Annotated in this window: 19 protein-coding genes; 6 read left to right on the top strand and 13 right to left on the bottom strand. The window is 40.6% G+C overall.

Features of this window, described 5'->3' with window-relative positions:
* Nucleotides 1-45: 45 nt before the first annotated feature.
* Nucleotides 46-918: an AraC family transcriptional regulator gene (locus U1E44_RS15635; RefSeq protein WP_322932049.1), complete on the top strand. Its 873-nt coding sequence runs from the start codon at nucleotides 46-48 to the stop codon at nucleotides 916-918.
* Nucleotides 918-1517 carry an alpha-ketoglutarate-dependent dioxygenase AlkB family protein gene (locus tag U1E44_RS15630; RefSeq protein ID WP_322932048.1) on the top strand — a complete coding sequence of 200 codons (600 nt, stop codon included), beginning with the start codon at nucleotides 918-920 and terminating at the stop codon, nucleotides 1515-1517. Before U1E44_RS15635 ends, U1E44_RS15630 begins: the two co-directional genes overlap by 1 nt.
* 178 nt (nucleotides 1518-1695) lie before the next feature.
* On the opposite strand, the gene U1E44_RS15625 is transcribed toward U1E44_RS15630, so the two are convergent.
* Entirely contained in the window at nucleotides 1696-2469 is a 774-nt protein-coding gene (locus U1E44_RS15625) for a S1/P1 nuclease (protein WP_322932047.1), read from the bottom strand.
* 290 nt (nucleotides 2470-2759) lie between these two features.
* Here U1E44_RS15625 and U1E44_RS15620 point away from each other — a divergent pair, with 290 nt between their 5' ends.
* From U1E44_RS15620 to U1E44_RS15605, 4 genes are all read left to right on the top strand, one after another.
* A complete protein-coding gene (locus U1E44_RS15620) occupies nucleotides 2760-5009 on the top strand; it encodes a transglycosylase domain-containing protein (RefSeq protein WP_322932046.1) in 2250 nt (749 codons plus the stop codon).
* Nucleotides 5010-5103: 94 nt separating this feature from the next.
* Nucleotides 5104-5907 carry a Cof-type HAD-IIB family hydrolase gene (locus tag U1E44_RS15615; protein ID WP_322932045.1) on the top strand — a complete coding sequence of 268 codons (804 nt, stop codon included), beginning with the start codon at nucleotides 5104-5106 and terminating at the stop codon, nucleotides 5905-5907.
* Between the two features lie 31 nt (nucleotides 5908-5938).
* Nucleotides 5939-7201: a DUF819 family protein gene (locus tag U1E44_RS15610; RefSeq protein WP_322932044.1), complete on the top strand. Its 1263-nt coding sequence runs from the start codon at nucleotides 5939-5941 to the stop codon at nucleotides 7199-7201.
* A gap of 165 nt (nucleotides 7202-7366) precedes the next feature.
* Complete coding sequence (locus tag U1E44_RS15605; protein WP_322932043.1) at nucleotides 7367-8089, top strand: DUF4369 domain-containing protein; 723 nt, start codon at nucleotides 7367-7369, stop codon at nucleotides 8087-8089.
* A 92-nt stretch (nucleotides 8090-8181) separates the two neighbouring features.
* Here the strand turns inward: U1E44_RS15605 and U1E44_RS15600 are convergent, their stop codons facing one another.
* The 12 genes from U1E44_RS15600 to U1E44_RS15545 all read right to left on the bottom strand — a co-directional run.
* The gene (locus tag U1E44_RS15600; protein ID WP_322932042.1) at nucleotides 8182-9381 is read right to left on the bottom strand and encodes a glutamate-5-semialdehyde dehydrogenase; all 1200 of its coding nucleotides are present in this window, start codon (nucleotides 9379-9381) and stop codon (nucleotides 8182-8184) included.
* A 1-nt stretch (nucleotide 9382) separates the two neighbouring features.
* Nucleotides 9383-10171 carry a glutamate 5-kinase gene (gene proB / locus U1E44_RS15595; protein WP_322932041.1) on the bottom strand — a complete coding sequence of 263 codons (789 nt, stop codon included), beginning with the start codon at nucleotides 10169-10171 and terminating at the stop codon, nucleotides 9383-9385.
* A 1-nt stretch (nucleotide 10172) separates the two neighbouring features.
* The gene (proC, locus tag U1E44_RS15590) at nucleotides 10173-10979 is read right to left on the bottom strand and encodes a pyrroline-5-carboxylate reductase (protein WP_322932040.1); all 807 of its coding nucleotides are present in this window, start codon (nucleotides 10977-10979) and stop codon (nucleotides 10173-10175) included.
* 65 nt (nucleotides 10980-11044) lie between these two features.
* On the bottom strand, nucleotides 11045-11236 hold the full coding sequence (locus tag U1E44_RS15585) for a hypothetical protein (RefSeq protein ID WP_322932039.1): 192 nt from the start codon (nucleotides 11234-11236) through the stop codon (nucleotides 11045-11047).
* A gap of 438 nt (nucleotides 11237-11674) precedes the next feature.
* A complete protein-coding gene (locus tag U1E44_RS15580; protein WP_322932038.1) occupies nucleotides 11675-11944 on the bottom strand; it encodes a hypothetical protein in 270 nt (89 codons plus the stop codon).
* Nucleotides 11945-11978: 34 nt separating this feature from the next.
* Nucleotides 11979-12947: a type I phosphomannose isomerase catalytic subunit gene (locus U1E44_RS15575; protein WP_322932037.1), complete on the bottom strand. Its 969-nt coding sequence runs from the start codon at nucleotides 12945-12947 to the stop codon at nucleotides 11979-11981.
* Nucleotides 12948-13254: 307 nt separating this feature from the next.
* Nucleotides 13255-13707, bottom strand: a complete 453-nt coding sequence (locus tag U1E44_RS15570) for a peroxiredoxin (RefSeq protein WP_322932036.1) — start codon at nucleotides 13705-13707, stop codon at nucleotides 13255-13257.
* A gap of 3 nt (nucleotides 13708-13710) precedes the next feature.
* Nucleotides 13711-14124, bottom strand: a complete 414-nt coding sequence (locus U1E44_RS15565; RefSeq protein WP_322932035.1) for a 6-pyruvoyl trahydropterin synthase family protein — start codon at nucleotides 14122-14124, stop codon at nucleotides 13711-13713.
* Nucleotides 14108-14647 (bottom strand): isopentenyl-diphosphate Delta-isomerase, encoded by a 540-nt coding sequence (gene idi / locus U1E44_RS15560; protein WP_322932034.1) that lies wholly within the window; start codon nucleotides 14645-14647, stop codon nucleotides 14108-14110. Before idi ends, U1E44_RS15565 begins: the two co-directional genes overlap by 17 nt.
* A 91-nt stretch (nucleotides 14648-14738) precedes the next feature.
* Nucleotides 14739-15674, bottom strand: a complete 936-nt coding sequence (locus tag U1E44_RS15555) for a PorP/SprF family type IX secretion system membrane protein (protein ID WP_323673918.1) — start codon at nucleotides 15672-15674, stop codon at nucleotides 14739-14741.
* A 38-nt stretch (nucleotides 15675-15712) separates the two neighbouring features.
* Complete coding sequence (locus tag U1E44_RS15550; RefSeq protein WP_416242066.1) at nucleotides 15713-17731, bottom strand: Ig-like domain-containing protein; 2019 nt, start codon at nucleotides 17729-17731, stop codon at nucleotides 15713-15715.
* 29 nt (nucleotides 17732-17760) lie between these two features.
* A partial coding sequence (locus tag U1E44_RS15545; protein WP_322932031.1) for a beta strand repeat-containing protein occupies nucleotides 17761-21897 on the bottom strand: 4137 nt, incomplete at its 5' end.

Genomic DNA, 21897 nt, shown 5'->3' with positions numbered 1-21897 from the left:
TGGTACATACAGGTTATACCTTTATACTATCAATCACAAAACAACATGGTATCACAAAAACCCGCCTTTGAGGCAATAGCACCTAATTTTGGTCATTCTTTTACCTACCAAAAGTTTGACGAACACAGGGTTAATAAAAACAACATTTGGCATTACCACCCGGAAATAGAACTGGTATATGTAAACGGAGGATCTGGCAAACGGCAAATAGGAAGCCATATTTCCTATTATACTGAAGGTGACCTTATTTTAATAGGAAGCAATTTACCCCATTGCGGATTTACGGATCGCTTAACAGGAAACAAAAGTGAAACCGTGCTACAAATGAAGTTAGACTTTTTGGGAAATGATTTTTTTGACATCCCGGAAATGAAAAATATCCAAAGCCTTTTTGATATGGCTAAGGGCGGCATTGCTTTTTCCGGAAAAGCAAAACGAAAAATTGGAGAAAAAATTGAAATTTTGGAATATCAAACCGATTTTCAACGACTGCTATCTATTTTAAATATTTTAAACGAATTGGCTATTTCTAAGGATTTTAAAGTCTTAAATGCCCAAGGATTTTCCATGGAAACAGAGGTAAAAGACAACGACCGCATCAATGTGGTTTTTAATCATGTAAAAACCAACTTTAAAGAAGAAATAACACTAGAAGAAATTGCCGATTTGGTAAGTATGACGGTGCCTTCGTTTTGCCGCTATTTCAAAAAAATGACCAACAAAACCTTCACGCAATTTGTAAACGAATACCGATTGGTTCATGCTTCTAAATTATTGGCAGAAAAACCTATGAGTATTACAGAGGTTTGTTTTGAAAGTGGTTTTAATAACTTTTCGCATTTTAATAAATCCTTTAAGAACTTTACCGGTCAAAATCCGTCCGAATATCGAAATCAGTTAAAGGCCGTGCTTACCTAATGAACAACCTATTTACCGACAAAATAAAACTTTCGCTTCCGGATAGTGACATTACCTACTTTCCCGGCTTTTTTAATCCCGAACTTGCTACTACTTATTTTCAATCCCTTAGAAAGAACGTTCTTTGGCGACTAGATCATATAAAAGTATTTGGCAAAATACACCAACAACCAAGACTCACTGCGCTTTACGGCACCAACGGAAAAACGTATTCCTATGCCAATATTACTATGACACCACTTCAATTTTCCAAGGATTTAACAGTACTAAAACAACAGATCGAAGACGAATTGCATGTTGCATTTACCACTTGTCTTTTAAATCTGTATCGTAACGGAAAGGACAGTAATGGATGGCATGCAGACGATGAAAAAGAATTGGGCAGAAACCCTATTATTGCCTCTGTTAGCTTGGGTCAAGCACGCTTCTTTCACTTAAAACATAAAAAAGAACCAACCTTAAAACACAAAATTTTGTTGGAGCATGGAAGTCTCTTGGTAATGCAAGGTGAAACGCAGCACCACTGGTTGCATCAAATCCCTAAAACCACCAAAACGATAGGGGAACGTATAAATTTAACGTTCAGAATTATTACCTGAACGACCCTCCCATCAAACCCGTGAGACAATAAAGAAACTTTTATTATGGTTATGACGCCCTCTTGTGTGCACATGCCGGTACGGAGGAGAAAGCGATCACCCGAGCCTTTAAATCTCGATTAATGAGTACATCTCAATTTGCTTGTACCCCTATCCTACCAGAAGTGAATATCAATTCTTATTGAAACAACGCATTGAGGATTTTAGCCAATCGTACCCCGCCTTTTTGGAGTTGTACTTCTACGGTACTCCAATGCGCGTAGCCATAGGCATAACCCAATTTTTCACCCACCGTTACAGAGTCGTACAACGTATTGGCCATAGTTCTAGATTCCTCCATCCAATCAAACATGGTGCCTTGTTGCATGGCCTCTTTCTCTTGTTTCGACAGCTTAGGCAATGATCCGGTAAGTTCGGTATAACTCATCCCATGATCATCAATCATATTACTATCCCAAAGACGATGTAAATTAGTGCCTCTACCAAACCACTGTAGCTGAATGTCATTACCACCTTTGTCTTCCAGTTTCCCTACATGCATCGGCTGGTGTAAATCGCCCACCAAATGCACCAACATTTTAAGATAGAATGTTTTATCTTCTTTTTTACCCTTTGGATCTTTGATAATATCGATACATTTTTGTATTCCAATCATTAGATCGCCATCAGGATTCGGGCTTACCTCCGAATATTGTTTGTCTGTAGGGTAATTTACATAATGCCAAGCATTGAAATGTTTAAAAGATGGATCGGCCTTAATCTCATCCGCAAAATTAGACACCGAAGCCAGATTTTGGCCCTGTAATAATTCGGCTATGGCCTTTTTAGCCTTTTTGCTCAAATGATTTTCTGCAACTTCACCAACCACCCTATGTCCTGTTTTAGACCAATACAGGTCATTACCCAATGCAAATTGTACGGTTAAGAGCACTAAAAGAACTATTTTTTTCATATAAACTGGAACTATCTGCGGGATTACGTACACCGTCTCCATGGCAGCTTCGACATGTGCTGTATTACAATTTTTGATACCTAATAAGCCTCCATTAAACTACATCATATACGCCATTTGAGTATTTCGGTATAACTACAAACCTTCAATTCAACGTATTTCTAATAGCGGAAGCAATAAGAAAACTTGGTTATGGGCACAAAAATAGGGAAATCAAAATTAAGGTATTGTTAAGGCTTGTTCGTATTCTTGTATTTATTTTAAACTTGCATTGTAAAAACACATACTCATTGATTTTAAAACGAAAAATAACACCGTACTTCAAGCTTTTAGCAGCTGTTTTTGTAGGTTTTTTAATGGTATGTATCCTGTTTGTATCCAGTATATATCTGGGTTTATGGGGGAAATTGCCAAGTCAAAGCGATTTGACAGATTTACAATACCAAAGAGCGTCCGAAGTGTATACCGCCGATAGCGTACTCATCGGAAAGTATTATTTATTTGATAGGCAGCCTATTACCTATGACGATTTTCCTTCGCACCTCATTGAAGCCTTAATAGCCATTGAAGATGAGCGCTTTTATAAACATTCTGGAATAGATGTTACAAGCTTGTTCCGAGTGGGTTTAAAGACCGTACTGATGGGCGATGCATCTTCCGGCGGAGGCAGCACGCTTACCCAACAGTTGGCAAAAAATTTATACCCCAGGAAGGAACGCAAGTCTGCTACCCTTGTAGTCGATAAAATTAAGGAAATGATCATTGCCAGGCGACTTGAAAAAAGCCATACAAAAGAAGAGATTTTAACACGCTATCTCAATACGGTATCCTTTGGGGATAATACTTTTGGTGTGGAAAGTGCCGCCTTAAAATTTTTTAACACACAAGCTAAAGCGCTACGTATTGAAGAAGCGGCTACGCTGGTAGGCATGCTTAAGGCCACCTACAATTACAATCCCCGAATATTTCCGGAAGCCGGCAAAACAAGGCGAAATATAGTGATGCAATCCATGTACACCAATAATTTTCTGCAAGCTGACCAAAAAGACAGCTTAGTGCAATTACCCTTAGTACTAAGCTACACGTCATTAGATCATAATGAAGGCATTGCGCCTTATTTTAGAGAAGAAGTGCGGAAACAGCTAGTACAATGGGTTTCTGAACAAAATAGCCAAGGACAATCCTATAATTTATACACTTCCGGCTTAAAGATTTACACCACATTAAACTACAAAATGCAAGTAATGGCAGAGGAATCTATGGTAGCACATATGCGCAGTTTACAGCGTGATTTTGAAAAAAGTTACGGTAAAAACGCCCCATGGTTATCTAATAAAACCTTCATTAACAAAATGATACAACAATCGTTACCCTACAAAAAACTGAAACAAGCAGGACTTTCCGAATCTGAAATTTTAGCTGCTTTACATAAAAAGCGCGAAATGATACTGTCTGATTGGCAAGGAGACACGGTTATACATGCAAGCACAATTGACAGTCTTCAACATTATGCAAAACGATTACATACCGGCTCCATGGCGATAGACCCCAGTACCGGTGCCGTGAAATCTTGGATTGGTGGTATCGATTTTAAGCATTTTAAATACGATCATGTTTCGCAAAGTAAACGGCAAGTAGGTTCTACCTTTAAGCCTATAGTATATACTGCCGCTTTAGAAAATGACATAGCCCCTTGTACCTATTTTTCTGCCCAAAAAGTAGCTTATGAGGATTTAGAAGGGTGGACTCCAACAAACTCGGGCAATACAGACGAGGCTTACCTTAATTATTCTATGAAAGAAGCCCTGAGTAAATCTGTAAATACCGTTACAGTAAAGGTATTGGAGACTACCGGTATTCCAAAGGTACTTGCTCAAGCTAAAAAAATGGGGATAGTAAGTGATTTGCCCAAAGTGCCTTCCTTAGCCTTGGGTACCGCAGCACTGAAAATTAGTGAATTGGCCGGTGCCTACGCCAGTTATGTAAACCAAGGAAAATCAGTTAAACCATTTTTGATACAAAAGATTAGTTCGCATACCGATTCTATTTTGGCTGTGTTTTCACCGGAAATATCAGATAGAAATGCCTTTTCGGAAACTACGAGACAGCTTATGCTCGAGATGATGAAAGAAACCGTAAATGGAGGTACAGCTTCTCGCATACGATCGGTCTATCAACTTAAAAATGATATTGCCGGAAAAACAGGCACCACTCAAAACAATAAAGATGCCTGGTTTGTGGCCTTAACTCCAAAATTAGTGCACGTTACTTGGGTAGGACTGGATCATCATGAAATTGGATTTAATAGTACAAAACTTGGGCAAGGTGCCAATGCGGCATTACCCATGTTTGCCCTGTGGATGCAAAAACTAAATAAGGACGATTCCTTTTCGGAAATTACCAAATCAAAATTTGAAACACCCAGCGCATCTATCTTACAACAGCTCGATTGCGAGCCAGTGAAAAGAGATGGCTTTTTTAAGCGCCTATTTAAAAATCCGAAAAAAGTGAAATCCAAAAAATTTGAAGATAAAGTCTAATACGAAATGGCATTCCAATTGAGAAATTGTAATGATTCTATTTTTATTTAATTTGTACCCTAGTTCCATATATTATCTTATAAAGTCGCTTTAAATGCAGTACAAAACCCTTTGTTCAGATCTCGATGGCACCTTATTAACCACCAAAAGTGATGTGTCCGATTTCACGATTGCGGAAATTGCAAGAATAAAGAAGCACGTGCAAATTATACTTGTATCGGCCAGAATGCCCAAAGCAATGACCTATTTGCAACGACGATTGGGTATAGAGAATGAACCCATTATTTGTTATAACGGGGCTTTTATTTTGCATGGCTCCAATGAGATTGCCTCTACAATAATCCCAATAGAACACCTCGAGGCCATTCACGATCTGGCGAGTTTTCATTTCATTAAATTAGGGCTTTACTACAAAAACGAATGGTATGTAGACGAAAACACAGAACGCGTTCGCAAAGAAATTGCCTATACGCAAGCTACTCCTTTTTTCAGGGAAACCAGAGACACCCTTCTAGATTGGAAGGAACGAGCTGTGGGAGCGCACAAGATAATGCTCATGGGACAAAAGACAAATACAGATCGTATCTTCCCTGAATTACAACAAAAATGGGGACATCAATTGCATTTTTATCGCTCTAACGATACACTTATTGAAGTAGCTCCAAAAACAGTTTCTAAACTGTCAGCAATTGAGCAACTGCTGCCCTCCGCAACAGGGCTTAGAAACGTAATTGCCTTTGGCGATAATTATAATGATATAGAAATGCTGAAAAAAGTAGGTCTGGGAGTCGCAGTAGCGAATGCGCGTGAAGAAGTCCAATCCGTAGCGGATCGCATCACCTTAAAAAACACCGAAGATGGTGTGGCACATTTCATCAAAGAACATTTGTTATTTTAATTATATTTGAAAGCTTCCTAAACCCATTTTAATGACCCAAACACTAATCACCAATGACAGCGTTGTATTTGGACTCCTAGCGCTTTGTTTAGGTTTCATTTTCTACACGTCGAATCGTACAACCGGATTTTGGAAAAAATTTTATTCGATAGTACCTGCGGTTCTTATGTGCTATTTGTTGCCCGCCATCCTTGCCAGTATAGGTTTGGTGTCCGATGCCACTTCCAACTTATATTTTATGGCCAGTAGATATCTATTACCGGCAGCCTTAGTTCTAATGACGCTGAGCATTGACCTAAAAGCAATAGTCAATTTGGGGTCTAAAGCTCTAATTATGTTCTTAACGGGCAGTGCGGGTATTATTATTGGTGGTCCCATAGCAATACTGATAGTCTCTTTATTTTCTCCGGAAACCGTGGGGGGTAATGATTTCGACGCTATATGGCGAGGATTAGCCACAATTGCCGGAAGTTGGATAGGCGGGGGAGCTAACCAAGCCGCTATGCTCGAAATATTTCAGTACAACCCGGAAGAGTATGGTAAAATGGTTCTTGTAGATATTGTAGTTGCCAATGTTTGGATGGCGATTATCCTTCTTGGAGTTGGCAAAACTACAAAAATAGACCGTTGGCTAAAGGCCGATACTTCGGCCATTGAATCGTTAAAAATAAAAGTGACTCAATTCACCGAAAAAATCACTAAAGTACCTACCCTAAACGACTATATGATAATGCTATCATTAGCATTTACCGCTGTTGGCATTTCTCATTTTTTTGGAGATAGGATAAGTGATTTTTTAGTGAAAAACGTTGCTTCGGTGGCTGATAGCCGTAACTTTTTATCTTTTTTAGGATCCAGCTTTTTTTGGATGGTAGTTGGTGCAACTTTCTTGGGGATTGCACTTTCTTTCACCAAAGCCAAAAATTATGAGGGTGCAGGTGCCAGTAAAATAGGAAGTGTGTTTATCTATATTTTAGTGGCTACCATAGGCATGAAAATGGATTTGGGGAAGATTTTTGAAAATCCAGGGCTCATATTGCTTGGTTTTATATGGATCTCAATCCATGCGGGACTTCTTATTTTGGTGGCTAAATGGATTAAAGCACCCTACTTTTTTCTTGCTGTTGGTAGCCAAGCCAATGTAGGTGGTGCTGCCTCTGCCCCTGTGGTTGCTGCGGAGTTTCATTCCTCATTAACATCCGTAGGCGTCCTCTTGGCTGTCTTAGGGTATGTGGTAGGTACCGGAGGTGCGCTAATTTGTGCTTTTCTCATGGAAATTGCTTCAAAAGTTTAGAATTTCAATCTACTTTCATGATATTTGCGCCACTAAACACAAAGATGAAAAGCCCATTGAGCGAATTAGAATACCTTATTTGGCAAGGCTACCCACTTAAGAAAGGTGCACATAAAAAGACAGTATCATAGCGAATATGTACTGCATTAAATAATACCAACGTAAATGAAACCAAATCCTGTGAAGAAATTATTTTTAACCGCTGCCCTTGTATGCATTATTGCTGCCTGCAGCAAAGATTCTGCCAACACCATGACTGTAACCGGAAATGTAAAAGGTCTAAAAAAAGGCACTTTATATTTGCAACATTTAGCCGATACCACATTGGTTACTTTAGACTCTCTAGTGCTTAAAGGGGATGGTGCGTTTACTTTTAAAACCGAATTAGACAGCCCAGAGATATTTTACCTTTACCTAAATAAAAAGGATGATAATGATATTAATGATAGACTTATTTTTTTTGGTGAGCCGGGTGTCATAACCATAAATACTACTTGGAATACTTTTGATACGCAGGCTAAAATATCGGGTTCTGAAACACATAAAAAATTAGTTGAATACCGCGAGGTGATGTCTAAATTTAATGTTGCCAATTTAGAAAACGTGAGAGCTTTCTATGATCCAAAAATTAACCAAGATCCAATAGCCATGGACTCCGTTCAAAAAATAAACGATAGAAACACGTTAAGAGGGTATCTGTATGCCTTAAATTTTGCATTGAACAACAAGGATTCGTACATTGCCCCCTATATAGCACTTTATGAAGTACCGGATGCCAATCTAAAATATCTGGATTCTATTCACAAATCATTGCATCCAGAAGTATCCCAATCCAAATACGGAAAAGCACTTTACCAGTATATAGAATCTCAGAAAAGCAAGGAATAGTTGCTACTTCTTTACAGAATGCGTGCGTACCAAGAAAACATCTTCTTCATAGGCTATCTTGTAACCGCTATTTTTTTAGAACCGGACTTTCTTTAGCTTCGAATATGTCCATCGCCATAAACGTAGTACTTGTTGGTCACTAATTCATTTAATCCTAAAGGACCTCGATGGTGCAATTTTTCGGTGCTAATAGCGAGCTCTGCTCCTACCCCCATTGCGCCACCGTCGGTAAATCGGGTAGAGGCATTTTGGTACACCACGGCACTATCTACCTGCTCCATAAATTGTGTAGCATTTTGTTGTGATGTTGTCATTATAGTCGCCGAATGACCGCCCGAATAGGTGTTTATTTTTTTGATGGCTTCCTCCACGTCATCAACCGCACCAATACAACATTTCATTTCTAAAAATTCTTGATACCATATTGCTTCGTCTTCAATACTTTTGGTATCTTTTAAAACAGACTTAACCGAATTATCTGTGAGAATAGTAACTCCTTTTTCTATTAAAATATGCTGTAATTCTCGAAGCTTCGCCTCATAATCGGGAATTTCTGAATGGATCAAAATTTTATCCAATGCATTACAGGCCGAAATTTTAGCTGTTTTTGCGTTTAGGATCACTTTGATGCTTTTTTGCCAGTCTGATTCTTTGTCCACATAAAGAAAATTATTTCCTCTTCCGCTAACCAAAACGGCACATTGGGCATGCTCTTTTACGAAGGCAATCAGTTGTTCGCCACCACGGGGCACAATCAAATCTAAGGGCTCTGTAGGGTTGCGTAAAAACGCCTGAGTTTGGGTTCTGTCCATTGTTAATAATTGGATGTACTCAGAACCCAGCCCGTTTTCTTTTAATGCCTGATGCCATAGTCCTACTAAGAACACGTTACTATGTAGGGCTTCCTTTCCTCCTTTTAGTAAAATCTTGTTGTTGGCTTTAAAAGCCAAAACGGCTGCCTCTATGGTAACATCGGGTCTAGACTCATAAATAATCATGATGGTTCCAAACGGTGCGGTTTTGTTGATGATTTTAAGTCCATCCTCCTTTTCTACCGTAGATATAACCCTACCCACCGGATCTTCATGGGCTGCCACTTCCTTAATGGCGCGAATCATCGCATCAACCTTAGAATCGTCTAAAATTAAACGGTCGTACATGGCTTTATCGCTTTTATCAAAAAGGTCTAAATCCTTTTGATTTGCCTTAAGAATATACTTCCTATTTTCATCTAACAACTGACACATTGTCTCTAACACCCTATTCTTTACCTCTGTCTTAATCAATTTCATTTTAGTTGTTTTTTTCGTGAAGCGATACCTTGGTACCTATCTTTTCACCGTTCATTATATCAATAATAACATTCTCTAAATTACCATTAGCAATATAGGTAGGTATATTTTTGGACGCTGCCTGTTTGGCAAAATCTAATTTAGAGCTCATGCCACCGCGTCCTTCTGCCTCGCCTTTGTTAGATGAGGTAATATATTGGTCCATATTTTCATGCACCCCCACGTCTGAGATTACATAGCTGCCTTTTGCATCCGGATGCCCGGAATACAGTCCATCTATATCCGATAATATAATAAGTCTGTCTGCTTTTAAAAGTTGGGCAACCAAACTGGCCAGCTCATCATTATCTGAGAACATAGACATAGTAACAGACACAGCATCATCTTCGTTTACGATTGGTATAATACCTTCTGACAATAAGCCTTCATAACAATTAATCATATTTTCTCGGTGCACACCGGGATCAAAATCGCCTTTGGTAGGTAGCACTTGAGCACATTTCATCCCATAATCATGAAAAATATTGTAATAAAGTCGCATCATGCGGGGTTGTCCAACGGCAGAGTATACTTGTCTCCGTTTGGTTTTATCTTTAATCTTAGATTTTCCAATGACCTCTCGTCCGGCAATAACGGATCCCGAAGAAACTAAGACAGTTAAAATATCTTGCTCATATAACTCCGCAATTTGTTTTACCAATCGCCTTAAGACAGGTCTTACAATTCTATTGTCTTTGTTGGTCATCACATTGGTGCCAACCTTTACAACTATAACCTTTTTAGTATCCATATTACCTATCTTTACCTAACGCTACCGCCTTACTAAATGCAGCGTAAGCCGCTTCTTTTATTAACTCTTTTACATTGTTATCTTCCATTGAGTCTAGCGCTGCACGTGTAGTTCCTCCTTTAGAAGCTACTTTATTCATCCAAGAATTTGGTGATAGGTCTGATTGATTAAACAACTCCACGGCTCCTGTAAACGTTTGGCTCACTAACACTCTGGAAACGTTCTCCGAAAATCCCATTTGCGATGCTGCTTCCATCATACTTTGCATAAAATAGAACACATAGGCCGGGCCGCTACCAGAAATTCCTGTAGAGGCGTCTATGTAGTTCTCATTGCTTACGAGTATGGCTTTCCCTGTAGTTTCCAATAAACTTTCTACTGTTAACAATTCTATGTGCGAAACTGCTGGAGAAGCAAAATAAGAAGTAAGTCCCATGCCTACTTTAGCCGGTAAATTAGGCATGGCTCGTACGACTTTAGTAAGTCCCGTAGCTTCCATTATAGTGTTTATGGTAACCCCTGCCATAATAGAAATTAAAATTTGTTGTGAATTTACCAAAGTGCGCATGGTTTTAAACAAGTCTATGGCATGATAGGGTTTTACCGCTACAAAAATAATATCGGCCTGAGGTACACAATCGTTTAAATGTTCGTGGGCATCAAAATGCGTGATTTGATCTATTTCATTTCGTTTTTCTTCAGAGGTATCCAACACCATAATGTTCCTCTTACGTAAAAGCCGAGATTTGGACATTGCTTCGGCGTAGGTGAGCCCCATATTGCCGGCACCTATGACAAGTACTTTCATATATAAATGATAAAAATTAGTATAATGTTTTTAAAATTAACAACAAGAAAACATTGAAATTGTAGTTATTTGGAAAGTTCGCATGCTTCGCAATCTTTAACGACGCCATAGTAGGTAGCTCTGTACTTGTGTAGCGTTTTGATTGGTATACCCAAAACACATTTTTTAATGTAGGTTACTTTGGTCCATAAGATGCCCATTTTTTGAGTATATCGTTTTTCTAATTTCGTACTTCGTTTTACGTGTACCAAGTTCATTATTTCTATTGATTTAATCCGATAAGATAAAATTATGATAGTGCTAACCAAGAAAATTAAGTTAATTTAAAGTTAAACATGGTTAAACACTTTTTTAATTGCTTCTTTTTAACATCAATTAATATATTTATTACACACATTTACAGTGATTTACGATATTCCATCTTGTTTACTTTTTCGCTTATCTCCACAATCCCTTTTTACCCTTCCATTGAATAAAACTTAACAAAATTCTATGTATTCTTTAACCACAAATCCATTAAAATGAATTTATCTTTATAACATAGTTTTGATTCATAAAAGTTGGTTTTTGAGTTAGTTAGTTTAAAGCCGGTGGGAGCACCGGCTTTTATGTGTTTGGATTTTGGCAATGTACTACCCGCATGAAATAAAAAAAGCATCCGATTAGGGATGCTATTACGGTTTGTTAATTAAGAATTAACCCAATTTATTTAATTTTTCTAGCAGTGCGGTTGCTTTTTCTTCTAATTCTATCTTTACATTTTTTAAATGCGCTTTTCTGTTCTCTAAATCTTTTTGGTTTACTTTAGCGATTAATCCGTCGAAAGTTTCAATGGCGCCATCTATAATTTCATTGCCCTCCTTGGTATTTCTTTGAGATGTTGATGCTTCAAAAAAATAGACTGCTTCAATAATATCGCCTAATACGAAATTGATATCCTTCTTTAAATTTCTAATACTTGCCATTTTACTATTGTTTTTTTTGCAAAAGTACACTTTTTTATACAGTAACCTCCAAAAGTTTAGCACTGTCCGCTTTAAGAAAAATTGTTTGCGTTATAGCGGGTATCAATACCGTTTCTCCTTTTTTTATTTGAACTTCATGTTCCCCGTCTCCAATATGCACCTTACCCGCAACACACATATAAATGGTAAACGAATCTCTTTTCGAAACGTCTAACCTCATATCTTGAGATATGTGAATAAAATTTGTGATAAAATAGGGACAGGATACCAACGTAGTTGGTCTATCCTTTGTTTCCTCATAACCTATCTTAAAATCATTTTTATACTCAAAATCAATAGCATCTAGTGCTAAATCTGTGTGTAATTCTCTCAGATTTCCGTCCTTATCCTTTCGGTTAAAATCGAAAACCCTATACGTAATATCTGAAGTTTGTTGAATTTCTGCCAATAAAATTCCCGCACCAATGGCATGAATTTTTCCGGTATTAATAAAAAAGGTATCGCCTTCTTTTACCTTTTCATAATGCAAAAGTTGGGTTAACGTATTATTTTTTAAACTAGTCCTGTACGTTTCTTTTGAAACGGTTTTGTTAAAACCCACAATGAGGCTACTGTCTTCTTCGGCATCCATTATGTACCACATTTCGGTTTTACCAAAAGATTTATGGCGTTTCTGGGCTAGGCTATCATTGGGATGTACTTGAATAGAAAGATCCTGTTGGGCGTCTATAAATTTAATTAGAATAGGAAATTCTGAACCAAAACGCTCGATCACAGATTTTCCTAATAATTCGGCGCCATATTGGGCAATTAGTTCCGTTAAAGATGTTCCAGCCCATGCGCCGTTAGACACTATTGAAACATCGCCCTCTACTCCGGAAAGCTCCCAACTTTCGCCAGTTATATCAGTCGTAATGGCTTTCTGTAACACGGTTTTAAGTTTGCTGCCTCCCCAGAGCCTTTCTTTTAAAATGGGCTTAAATTTTAATGGGTACAATGTCATCCTTTTTACTTTTAATTTTTTAAAACCTCATACGAAAACCTCACCTTTATAAAAAATTTCTTGAAACTGACTATCCCCGAGGCAAGCCATAGGGGTATTTCGCCAGTTTCATTTTGGCCTTTGGGCCAAAATCCGAAATTTTGTATTTTACCTCACCCGGAACTGCAAAAAGGCAGTTCCGACCTCTCCAAAGGAGAGGTAAATAGGAAACCCCCACCCAAGGGTTGGGGAATCTTTAGATTGAAGAACTCAATTCCTATTACCTATTATAGTTGAGTCTTATCTTATAGGCTATTGCGTTATTGAGCTAAAGTGCTTTTAAGGCATGCAAGGCACTATTCCTGTGCTGTAGCGCATTTATGCTGTTATAAATCATAATGATAGTCCCTGCTTTGTCTACCACATAGGTTTCTCTTCCGGGAAGTAAGCCCAAAAAAGAAGGTTTTACGCCAAACAATTTTCGAACTTTATTTTGTCTATCGGACAGCAACAAAAATGGAAGCCTGTGTTTTTTAGCAAAACCACTATGCGTTTGGTGGGTATCTGCACTAATACCAATAACCTCGGCACCTAAGCCCTTAAAATCGTCATACCCATCCCTAAAGTCACAAGCTTCTTTGGTGCAGCCTGGGGTGTTATCTTTTGGGTAAAAGAAAAGAACAAAGGGTTTTTTACCCAAAATTGACCCGATTGAAAACCATTGGCCATGTTGATCTAAGAGGGAAAATTCCGGGACTTTATCACCTATTTGTACACCCATGGGTTATCCGGAAAAAGTTACAAAATTTCTTGGGGTCTCGTAAAGGGTAATTTCAAGCATCTTTTTAGCATCAATATGCGGTCGGAGTCTGTTGTAAATAACAACAGCAATGTTTTCGGCCGTGGGATTGAGATTTGCAAATTCCGGAACTTCCAGATTAAGATTTTTATGATCTAGATGTGTTTCTACTTCATCACTTATAAGATCTTTAAGCACTTTCATATCCATCACAAAACCCGTTTCTGAATCAATTTCTCCTAATACACTTACAATTAATTCGTAATTATGTCCATGAAAGTTAGGATTACTGCATTTTCCAAAAACAAGCTCGTTTTTTGCATCGTCCCAATCCTTTCGGTACAAACGGTGCGCTGCATTAAAATGTGCCTTTCTACTTATTTTAACCTGCGTACCCATCTTTTTTTTGAAATATGTGATTGTAAAATTTATCGAAAATAATTTTAAACCAAGCCGTGTAGTTTTCCGGATGTTGGCTAATATCTTTTTTAATGCCTTCCGGCTTCATCCATTTCCAAGAGGCCACTTCATCCGGGTTTATTTTTGGCAGACCGTTATAATAGCCAATCATAACGTGATCAAATTCGTGTTCTGTCAATCCATTATCAAAAGGTGCCTTGTAAATAAACGAAAAAAGTTCCTTTAAATCTACCGAAAAACCCATTTCTTCACGCAGCCGTCTTTTCCCGGCTTCCAAATTGGACTCACCTTCGCGCTGGTGGCTGCAACAGGTATTGGTCCACAACAGGGGCGAATGGTATTTATGTGCTGCCCGCTGCTGTAACATAATCTCGCCTTGAGCGTTTTGTACAAAAACAGAAAAAGCCCGATGCAAGACTGCTTTTTCATGCGCTTCCATTTTAGGCATAATCCCTATTTGGATATCTTGTTCGTTTACCAATATAACGTTCTCCTCTTTCATGGTGCAAAAATAAAAACCTTTGTCTCATTTATAGGTTAAACCCATCATAAAAGATAATCCGAAAAGTAAAATCGTAAAAAATGATAGCGTATTAGAAGAATCTCGGCGACCGGATATTGCCTAGGGCTTTTATAAAATCATACCTAACAATAATCTCAAACGAACCATCATTAAAACGGGCACTACCAAGATCTGTAGTTTCTTTGTCGTATGCCAAACCAATAAAAAATCCATCGTCTAAATAAAAACCTGCCAAACCGCTCACCGCTGCATCCCAGCGATAGGCAGCACCTAGTACAAACTTTTCGTTCATTAAGAAATTTGCGGAGACATCTACTTGCAATGGTGCGCCTTGTACCACTTTTGTGAGTAACGCAGGCTTAAATTTTAGAAAGGGATTTACATCAAATACATACCCCGACATAAAATAGAGGTTAATTTGTTCCTTTGCTGTGGAAAGCGATGAAGATTCAAAATGCGTAGTTTCCAAAATTCTTGGGGCAGAAAGCCCTACATAAAACTTATCTGTGTGGTAATATACACCCGCTCCTATGTTCGGTGAGAGTCTATTGTCTATATTTTGCTGTAGCGTAGGATCAGGGCCACCTGGATTAGACAAGTCCTGATTAAGATCTGAAAACCGTACATCCAAGAGGTTTGCACTTGCCTTGAGTCCAAAGCTTAACTTTCCTTCATAAGATGTCATTATGGTATACGAGAAATCTACATCGAAGTTCGTTTCCGAAGTGGGGCCTATTTGATCGTTTACAATGGAAACGCCTAGCCCGACACCTCTATAGCCTATCGGGGTATGCACATTTAACGTTTGTGTCTCTGGAGCACCATCCAAACCCGCCCATTGCGATCGGTAGAGGGCAGCAATACTCATGTGTCCTCTAGAACCCGCATAAGCCGGATTTACGCTAACGGTATTGTACATATATTGCGTGTATTGAGCGTCTTGTTGCCCAAAAACACCCACAAAACAAAAACAGCACAACATAAAAACAAAAGACCTAAGCTTCATGGCATTACGTTTATAGAGAGTCTTACTGATCATTCTTTTTATCTGTTTATATATATGTATCCGGTAAGCGATTTAGAATTCCCTACAGTATCCTTATAGTCTAAAATATAGAAATAGGTGCCCACAGGAAGCTTATTGTCCTTGTCTACGGTGACTCTACCATTTGACGTGCCGTCAAATACGTTGCCTTGGGTGTTATAGGCTTTTGTGGTAAATACGAGAACGCCCCATCGATTAAATATCTTTACTGTGTTATCCGGGAAGTTTTCCAAACCACGAATTGTAAGTACATCATGTATACCATCTCCATTGGGTGTAACTACATTAAAGACCTCTATGTCCTCTGCGGTGGCAATTAAGTCAGAATCCAAATAATTTGGGATCCCATCACCGTCAAAATCATCGTTGGTCCAATTTCCATCGCCATTAGTATCTTCATCAGCGGTAGCTATCCCATCATCATCATCATCATCGTCACGGTAATCCGATTCATTATCTTGATCGGTATTGGGAAGATCACTAAACGGATTATCAATTTCATCATTTACATCAACATCGATGAGCTCGGATCCTTCAAACCCATCGTCTAAGCCATCACCATCGGAGTCAATACCAATAAATACAACATCCGGGAAACCATCGTGGTTATGGTCATGCCCTTCAATATAATCCGGCACCCCATCATTATCGCTATCCTCGTCCACAAAATCGGGCAATCCATCACCATTGGTATCCACTGGTATCAAACCAAGGTTGCCATTTTGCTCGTAGGCATCATCTAACCCATTACTATTGAGGTCTACACCAGTTGGAGGTATATATCCCAGCGTGGATTGTGCTTCCACATTATCAGGAATACCATCATTATCACTATCAATATCTAAATAATCCGGAATACCATCACCGTCTGAATCTGTTGGATTGGTCGATGGATCATTATCGCCATCGAGATTTAAATCTTCAAAAGAATCCAAAACACCATCATTGTCTGCATCCAAATTTACAATACCAGCCGGTGTTACCAGAACGGTAATAGAGGCCGTACTACAATTACCTTGATTATCGCAAAGCGTATAATTAAATGTATCGCTACCAATAAAATTGGAGTTGGGTGTGTAGGTTATAAAATCGTCCGAAGGGTTATTTGCCGTTCCATTAGTGTTTATTTGAATAGTGCCATTGGAGGGTGTGGTAACCGATAAAGTGCCTACCGTAGGAATATCATTATCATTTGCAAGTATCAGTATATCCACCGGTTGATTTTCTGTTGTTGTAACAACATCATCAAAGGCATCTACTATAGGAAGAACGGTAATCGCAACAGATGCTGTGCTACAATCGCCCAAGGCATTGCAAACAGTGTAATTAAATGAATCTGCACCATTAAAATCGGGATTCGGCGTATAGGTCACTACATCATCCGTAGGGTCATTTGGTGTGCCATTAGTATTGATAGAGACTGTTCCATTAAGCGGATTAGTGACCGTTAATGTACCATTAGTTGGTAGATTTGTGTCGTTAGAAAAAATAGCTATTTCTATAAATTCATCTTCATTTACGGTCACTAGATCGTCCACCAAGTCAGCCGCTTGTTGTAAACAAACCACAGTAAAACTAGGTAAATCTATCAAATTCCCAGCTTTGTTGAGCGTCGCCGTGTACTTTGCAACACTCTGAGAGGCTATCACCATAGGCCTTAACGGATCTCCCGTAACTGCCGGCGACCAATTTACAGAAGCCGAAGTTGGAACGTTGGCCGAAATATCTAGAATTACTTCATTATTTGGGGCGCCACAGTCGGTTACAATAAAATAGGTTGTCGCATTTTTACCACACAATGTACCGTCGTATGTGGCGAAATAGACCCCAGGAGCAGTTACTTCGTAGAAAAAATCGGTTCCTAAGATTGTGTTTGTGTCCGACGCTTCAAACCACCTATAATTGTGCTCATCACTGCTATTTGGTGCTTGTAGCAAAAATTGTCCGTGAGCTATACTTGTGCAAAACAAGCTGAAACAGCACAACAGTAGAAATCGATATGTATGAATTAATTTCAAACCTTTTGGATAATTTAGAATTCCTTAAATTATTTAACTACAAATACCACGTTGATCAAGGAATTGAAATCCGCTGGCTGACCGATGATTGTATAACTTAAAACCCCATTTGCATTAATGCTCATTGTTGCTGTATTGAATACCGTAGGATCCGCAAACGTAACGTAGTAATACAAATCCGTTGCCGCAAAAGTTGGAATGGCTGCTGGAGCTCCTGCACTACCAACTGTTGGGTTTCCAAACTGAGCTAAATACTGTGCATACAAATCAACAGTGAAGGCTCCATTGGAAGAAGCGTCTATTGCTATAGATGGCGGATAAAAAATATTGGGTCGCGTATTTGCGATCACATAGGGATTTCCGGCACTACCATCTCCGGTTACCGCAATATCTGTACCTGGTGTTACAATAGTTTCCGTACCATTGACCGATAGATCATAATTGATACCACTTGGTGTAATAATTACGGAGCCATCGTTTGACGTTATCGTTTGAATTTCATTCGTAACACTTGAATCGGCATCGTTTACATTTAATGTGATGGTGTTTCCTCCAGAAATTGATATATCACCCGGATTTCCCATTGTTGATAATGTTTGATCATCCGTTGCCGGATCTCCTGCCGGACCTTGAGGCCCGGTTAAATCCGATGTGGTGAAAGTGGATCCGTCATCAAAAGTTAGTGTAAATGTACCGTCTCCATTATCAGAGGTCGATGCAATACCGTTACCGTCTGCACCATCAGCACCATTGGCTCCGTCGGCACCATCGGCTCCGGGTAGTCCTTGAATTCCTTGAGCACCTTGTGGACCGGTTAAATCCGATGTGGTAAAGGTGGATCCGTCATCAAAAGTTAGTGTAAATGTACCGTCTCCATTATCAGAGGTCGATGCAATGCCATTACCGTCTGCACCATCAGTACCATCTGCACCATCGGCTCCGGGTAATCCTTGAATGCCCTGAGCACCCTGTGGACCGGTTAAATCCGATGTGGTAAAGGTGGATCCGTCATCAAAAGTTAGTGTAAATGTACCGTCTCCATTATCAGAGGTCGATGCAATGCCATTACCGTCTGCACCATCAGTACCATCTGCACCATCGGCTCCAGGTAATCCTTGAATTCCCTGAGCACCCTGTGGACCGGTTAAATCCGATGTGGTGAAAGTGGATCCGTCATCAAAAGTTAGTGTAAATGTACCATCTCCATTATCAGAGGTGGATGCAATACCGTTGCCGTCTGCGCCATCAGCACCATTGGCACCATCAGCACCATCGGCTCCGGGTAGTCCTTGAATGCCCTGAGCACCCTGTGGACCGGTTAAATCCGATGTGGTAAAGGTGGATCCATCGTCAAACGTTATCGTAAATGTACCGTCGCCATTATCTGTGGTCGATGCAATGCCGTTGCCGTCTGCACCATCGGCTCCGGGTAGTCCTTGAATACCTTGAATGCCCTGAGCACCTTGCGGACCGGTTAAGTCTGATGTGGTAAAAGTGGATCCGTCATCAAAAGTTAGTGTAAACGTACCGTCACCATTATCTGTGGTCGATGCAATGCCGTTGCCGTCAGCACCATCAGTACCATTGGCTCCGTCGGCACCATCTGCACCGTCGGCTCCGGGTAATCCTTGAATGCCCTGAGCACCTTGCGGACCGGTTAAATCCGAGGTTGTGAAAGTGGATCCGTCATCAAAAGTTAGTGTAAATGTACCGTCTCCATTATCAGAGGTCGATGCAATGCCGTTACCGTCTGCACCATCAGCACCATTGACTCCGGGTAATCCTTGAATGCCCTGAGCACCTTGCGGACCGGTTAAATCCGATGTGGTGAAAGTGGATCCGTCATCAAAAGTTAGTGTAAATGTACCATCTCCATTATCAGAGGTGGATGCAATACCGTTACCGTCTGCACCATCAGTACCATTGACTCCGTCGGCACCATCTGCACCGTCAGCTCCGGGTAATCCTTGAATGCCCTGAGCACCTTGCGGACCGGTTAAATCCGATGTGGTGAAAGTGGATCCGTCATCAAAAGTTAGTGTAAATGTACCATCTCCATTATCAGAGGTGGATGCAATACCGTTACCGTCTGCACCATCAGTACCATTGGCTCCGTCCGCACCATCAGCACCATCTGCACCATCGGCTCCGGGTAGTCCTTGAATACCCTGAGCACCCTGTGGACCGGTTAAATCGGATGTGGTGAAAGTGGATCCGTCATCAAAAGTTATCGTAAACGTACCGTCACCATTATCTGTGGTCGATGCAATGCCGTTGCCGTCTGCACCATCAGCACCATCGGCTCCGTCAGCACCGGGTAATCCTTGAATACCTTGAGCACCTTGTGGACCGGTTAAATCCGATGTAGTGAAAGTGGATCCGTTATCAAAAGTTAGTGTAAACGTACCGTCTCCATTATCAGAGGTCGATGCAATACCGTTGCCGTCTGCACCATCTGCACCGTCGGCTCCGGGTAATCCTTGAATTCCCTGAGCACCTTGTGGACCGGTTAAATCCGATGTGGTGAAAGTGGATCCGTCATCAAAAGTTATCGTAAATGTACCGTCTCCATTATCAGAGGTCGATGCAATGCCATTACCGTCTGCACCATCAGTACCATCTGCACCATCGGCTCCAGGTAATCCTTGAATTCCCTGAGCACCCTGTGGACCGGTTAAATCCGATGTGGTGAAAGTAGATCCGTCATCAAAAGTTATCGTAAATGTACCGTCTCCATTATCTGTGGTCGATGCAATGCCGTTACCATCAACACCATCGGCTCCGGGTAGTCCTTGAATACCCTGAGCACCCTGTGGACCGGTTAAATCCGATGTGGTGAAAGTGGATCCGTCATCAAAAGTTAGTGTAAATGTACCATCTCCATTATCAGAGGTGGATGCAATACCGTTACCATCAACACCATCGGCTCCGGGTAGTCCTTGAATGCCCTGAGCACCCTGTGGACCGGTTAAATCCGATGTGGTGAAAGTGGATCCGTCATCAAAAGTTAGTGTAAATGTACCATCTCCATTATCAGAGGTGGATGCAATACCGTTGCCGTCTGCGCCATCGGCTCCGGGTAATCCTTGAATACCTTGAGCACCTTGCGGACCGGTTAAATCCGATGTGGTGAAAGTGGATCCGTCATCAAAAGTTAGTGTAAACGTACCGTCACCATTATCTGTGGTCGATGCAATGCCGTTGCCGTCTGCACCATCGGCTCCGGGTAGTCCTTGAATGCCCTGAGCACCCTGTGGACCGGTTAAATCCGATGTGGTGAAAGTGGATCCGTCATCAAAAGTTAGTGTAAATGTACCATCGCCATTATCAGAGGTGGATGCAATACCGTTGCCGTCAGCACCATCAGTACCATTGACTCCGTCGGCACCATCGGCTCCGGGTAGTCCTTGAATGCCCTGAGCACCCTGTGGACCGGTTAAATCCGATGTGGTGAAAGTGGATCCGTCATCAAAAGTTAGTGTAAATGTACCATCTCCATTATCAGAGGTGGATGCAATACCGTTACCGTCTGCACCATCAGTACCATTGACTCCGTCGGCACCATCTGCACCGTCAGCTCCGGGTAATCCTTGAATGCCCTGAGCACCTTGCGGACCGGTTAAATCGGATGTGGTGAAAGTGGATCCGTCATCAAAAGTTAGTGTAAACGTACCGTCTCCATTATCAGAGGTCGATGCAATGCCGTTACCATCAACACCATCGGCTCCGGGTAGTCCTTGAATACCCTGAGCACCCTGTGGACCGGTTAAATCCGATGTGGTGAAAGTGGATCCGTCATCAAAAGTTATCGTAAATGTACCATCGCCATTATCAGAGGTGGATGCAATACCGTTGCCGTCTGCACCATCAGCACCATTGACTCCGTCGGCACCATCTGCACCGTCGGCTCCGGGTAATCCTTGAATTCCCTGAGCACCTTGTGGACCGGTTAAATCCGATGTGGTGAAAGTGGATCCGTCATCAAAAGTTAGTGTAAATGTACCATCTCCATTATCAGAGGTGGATGCAATACCGTTGCCGTCTGCACCATCGGCTCCGGGTAATCCTTGAATTCCCTGAGCACCTTGTGGACCGGTTAAATCCGATGTGGTGAAAGTGGATCCGTCATCAAAAGTTAGTGTAAATGTACCATCTCCATTATCAGA

The sequence above is a fragment of the Aurantibrevibacter litoralis genome (assembly GCF_034651555.1).
GTDB classification, from domain to species: Bacteria; Bacteroidota; Bacteroidia; order Flavobacteriales; family Flavobacteriaceae; genus Aurantibrevibacter; species Aurantibrevibacter litoralis.
Note: the sequence above shows the minus strand (reverse complement) of the source record. Positions and strands in the feature narration are given on the sequence as shown.

What these genes read in the sequence shown, in the direction of transcription:
- U1E44_RS15635 (WP_322932049.1), top strand. Translation starts at nt 46, where the DNA reads ATGGTATCACAAAAACCCGCCTTTGAGGCAATAGCACCTAATTTTGGT.
- U1E44_RS15630 (WP_322932048.1), top strand. Translation starts at nt 918, where the DNA reads ATGAACAACCTATTTACCGACAAAATAAAACTTTCGCTTCCGGATAGT.
- U1E44_RS15625 (WP_322932047.1), bottom strand. Translation starts at nt 2,469, where the DNA reads ATGAAAAAAATAGTTCTTTTAGTGCTCTTAACCGTACAATTTGCATTG.
- U1E44_RS15615 (WP_322932045.1), top strand. Translation starts at nt 5,104, where the DNA reads ATGCAGTACAAAACCCTTTGTTCAGATCTCGATGGCACCTTATTAACC.
- U1E44_RS15610 (WP_322932044.1), top strand. Translation starts at nt 5,939, where the DNA reads ATGACCCAAACACTAATCACCAATGACAGCGTTGTATTTGGACTCCTA.
- U1E44_RS15605 (WP_322932043.1), top strand. Translation starts at nt 7,367, where the DNA reads ATGAAACCAAATCCTGTGAAGAAATTATTTTTAACCGCTGCCCTTGTA.
- U1E44_RS15600 (WP_322932042.1), bottom strand. Translation starts at nt 9,381, where the DNA reads ATGAAATTGATTAAGACAGAGGTAAAGAATAGGGTGTTAGAGACAATG.
- proB (WP_322932041.1), bottom strand. Translation starts at nt 10,171, where the DNA reads ATGGATACTAAAAAGGTTATAGTTGTAAAGGTTGGCACCAATGTGATG.
- proC (WP_322932040.1), bottom strand. Translation starts at nt 10,979, where the DNA reads ATGAAAGTACTTGTCATAGGTGCCGGCAATATGGGGCTCACCTACGCC.
- U1E44_RS15585 (WP_322932039.1), bottom strand. Translation starts at nt 11,236, where the DNA reads ATGAACTTGGTACACGTAAAACGAAGTACGAAATTAGAAAAACGATAT.
- U1E44_RS15580 (WP_322932038.1), bottom strand. Translation starts at nt 11,944, where the DNA reads ATGGCAAGTATTAGAAATTTAAAGAAGGATATCAATTTCGTATTAGGC.
- U1E44_RS15575 (WP_322932037.1), bottom strand. Translation starts at nt 12,947, where the DNA reads ATGACATTGTACCCATTAAAATTTAAGCCCATTTTAAAAGAAAGGCTC.
- U1E44_RS15570 (WP_322932036.1), bottom strand. Translation starts at nt 13,707, where the DNA reads ATGGGTGTACAAATAGGTGATAAAGTCCCGGAATTTTCCCTCTTAGAT.
- U1E44_RS15565 (WP_322932035.1), bottom strand. Translation starts at nt 14,124, where the DNA reads ATGGGTACGCAGGTTAAAATAAGTAGAAAGGCACATTTTAATGCAGCG.
- idi (WP_322932034.1), bottom strand. Translation starts at nt 14,647, where the DNA reads ATGAAAGAGGAGAACGTTATATTGGTAAACGAACAAGATATCCAAATA.
- U1E44_RS15555 (WP_323673918.1), bottom strand. Translation starts at nt 15,674, where the DNA reads ATGAAGCTTAGGTCTTTTGTTTTTATGTTGTGCTGTTTTTGTTTTGTG.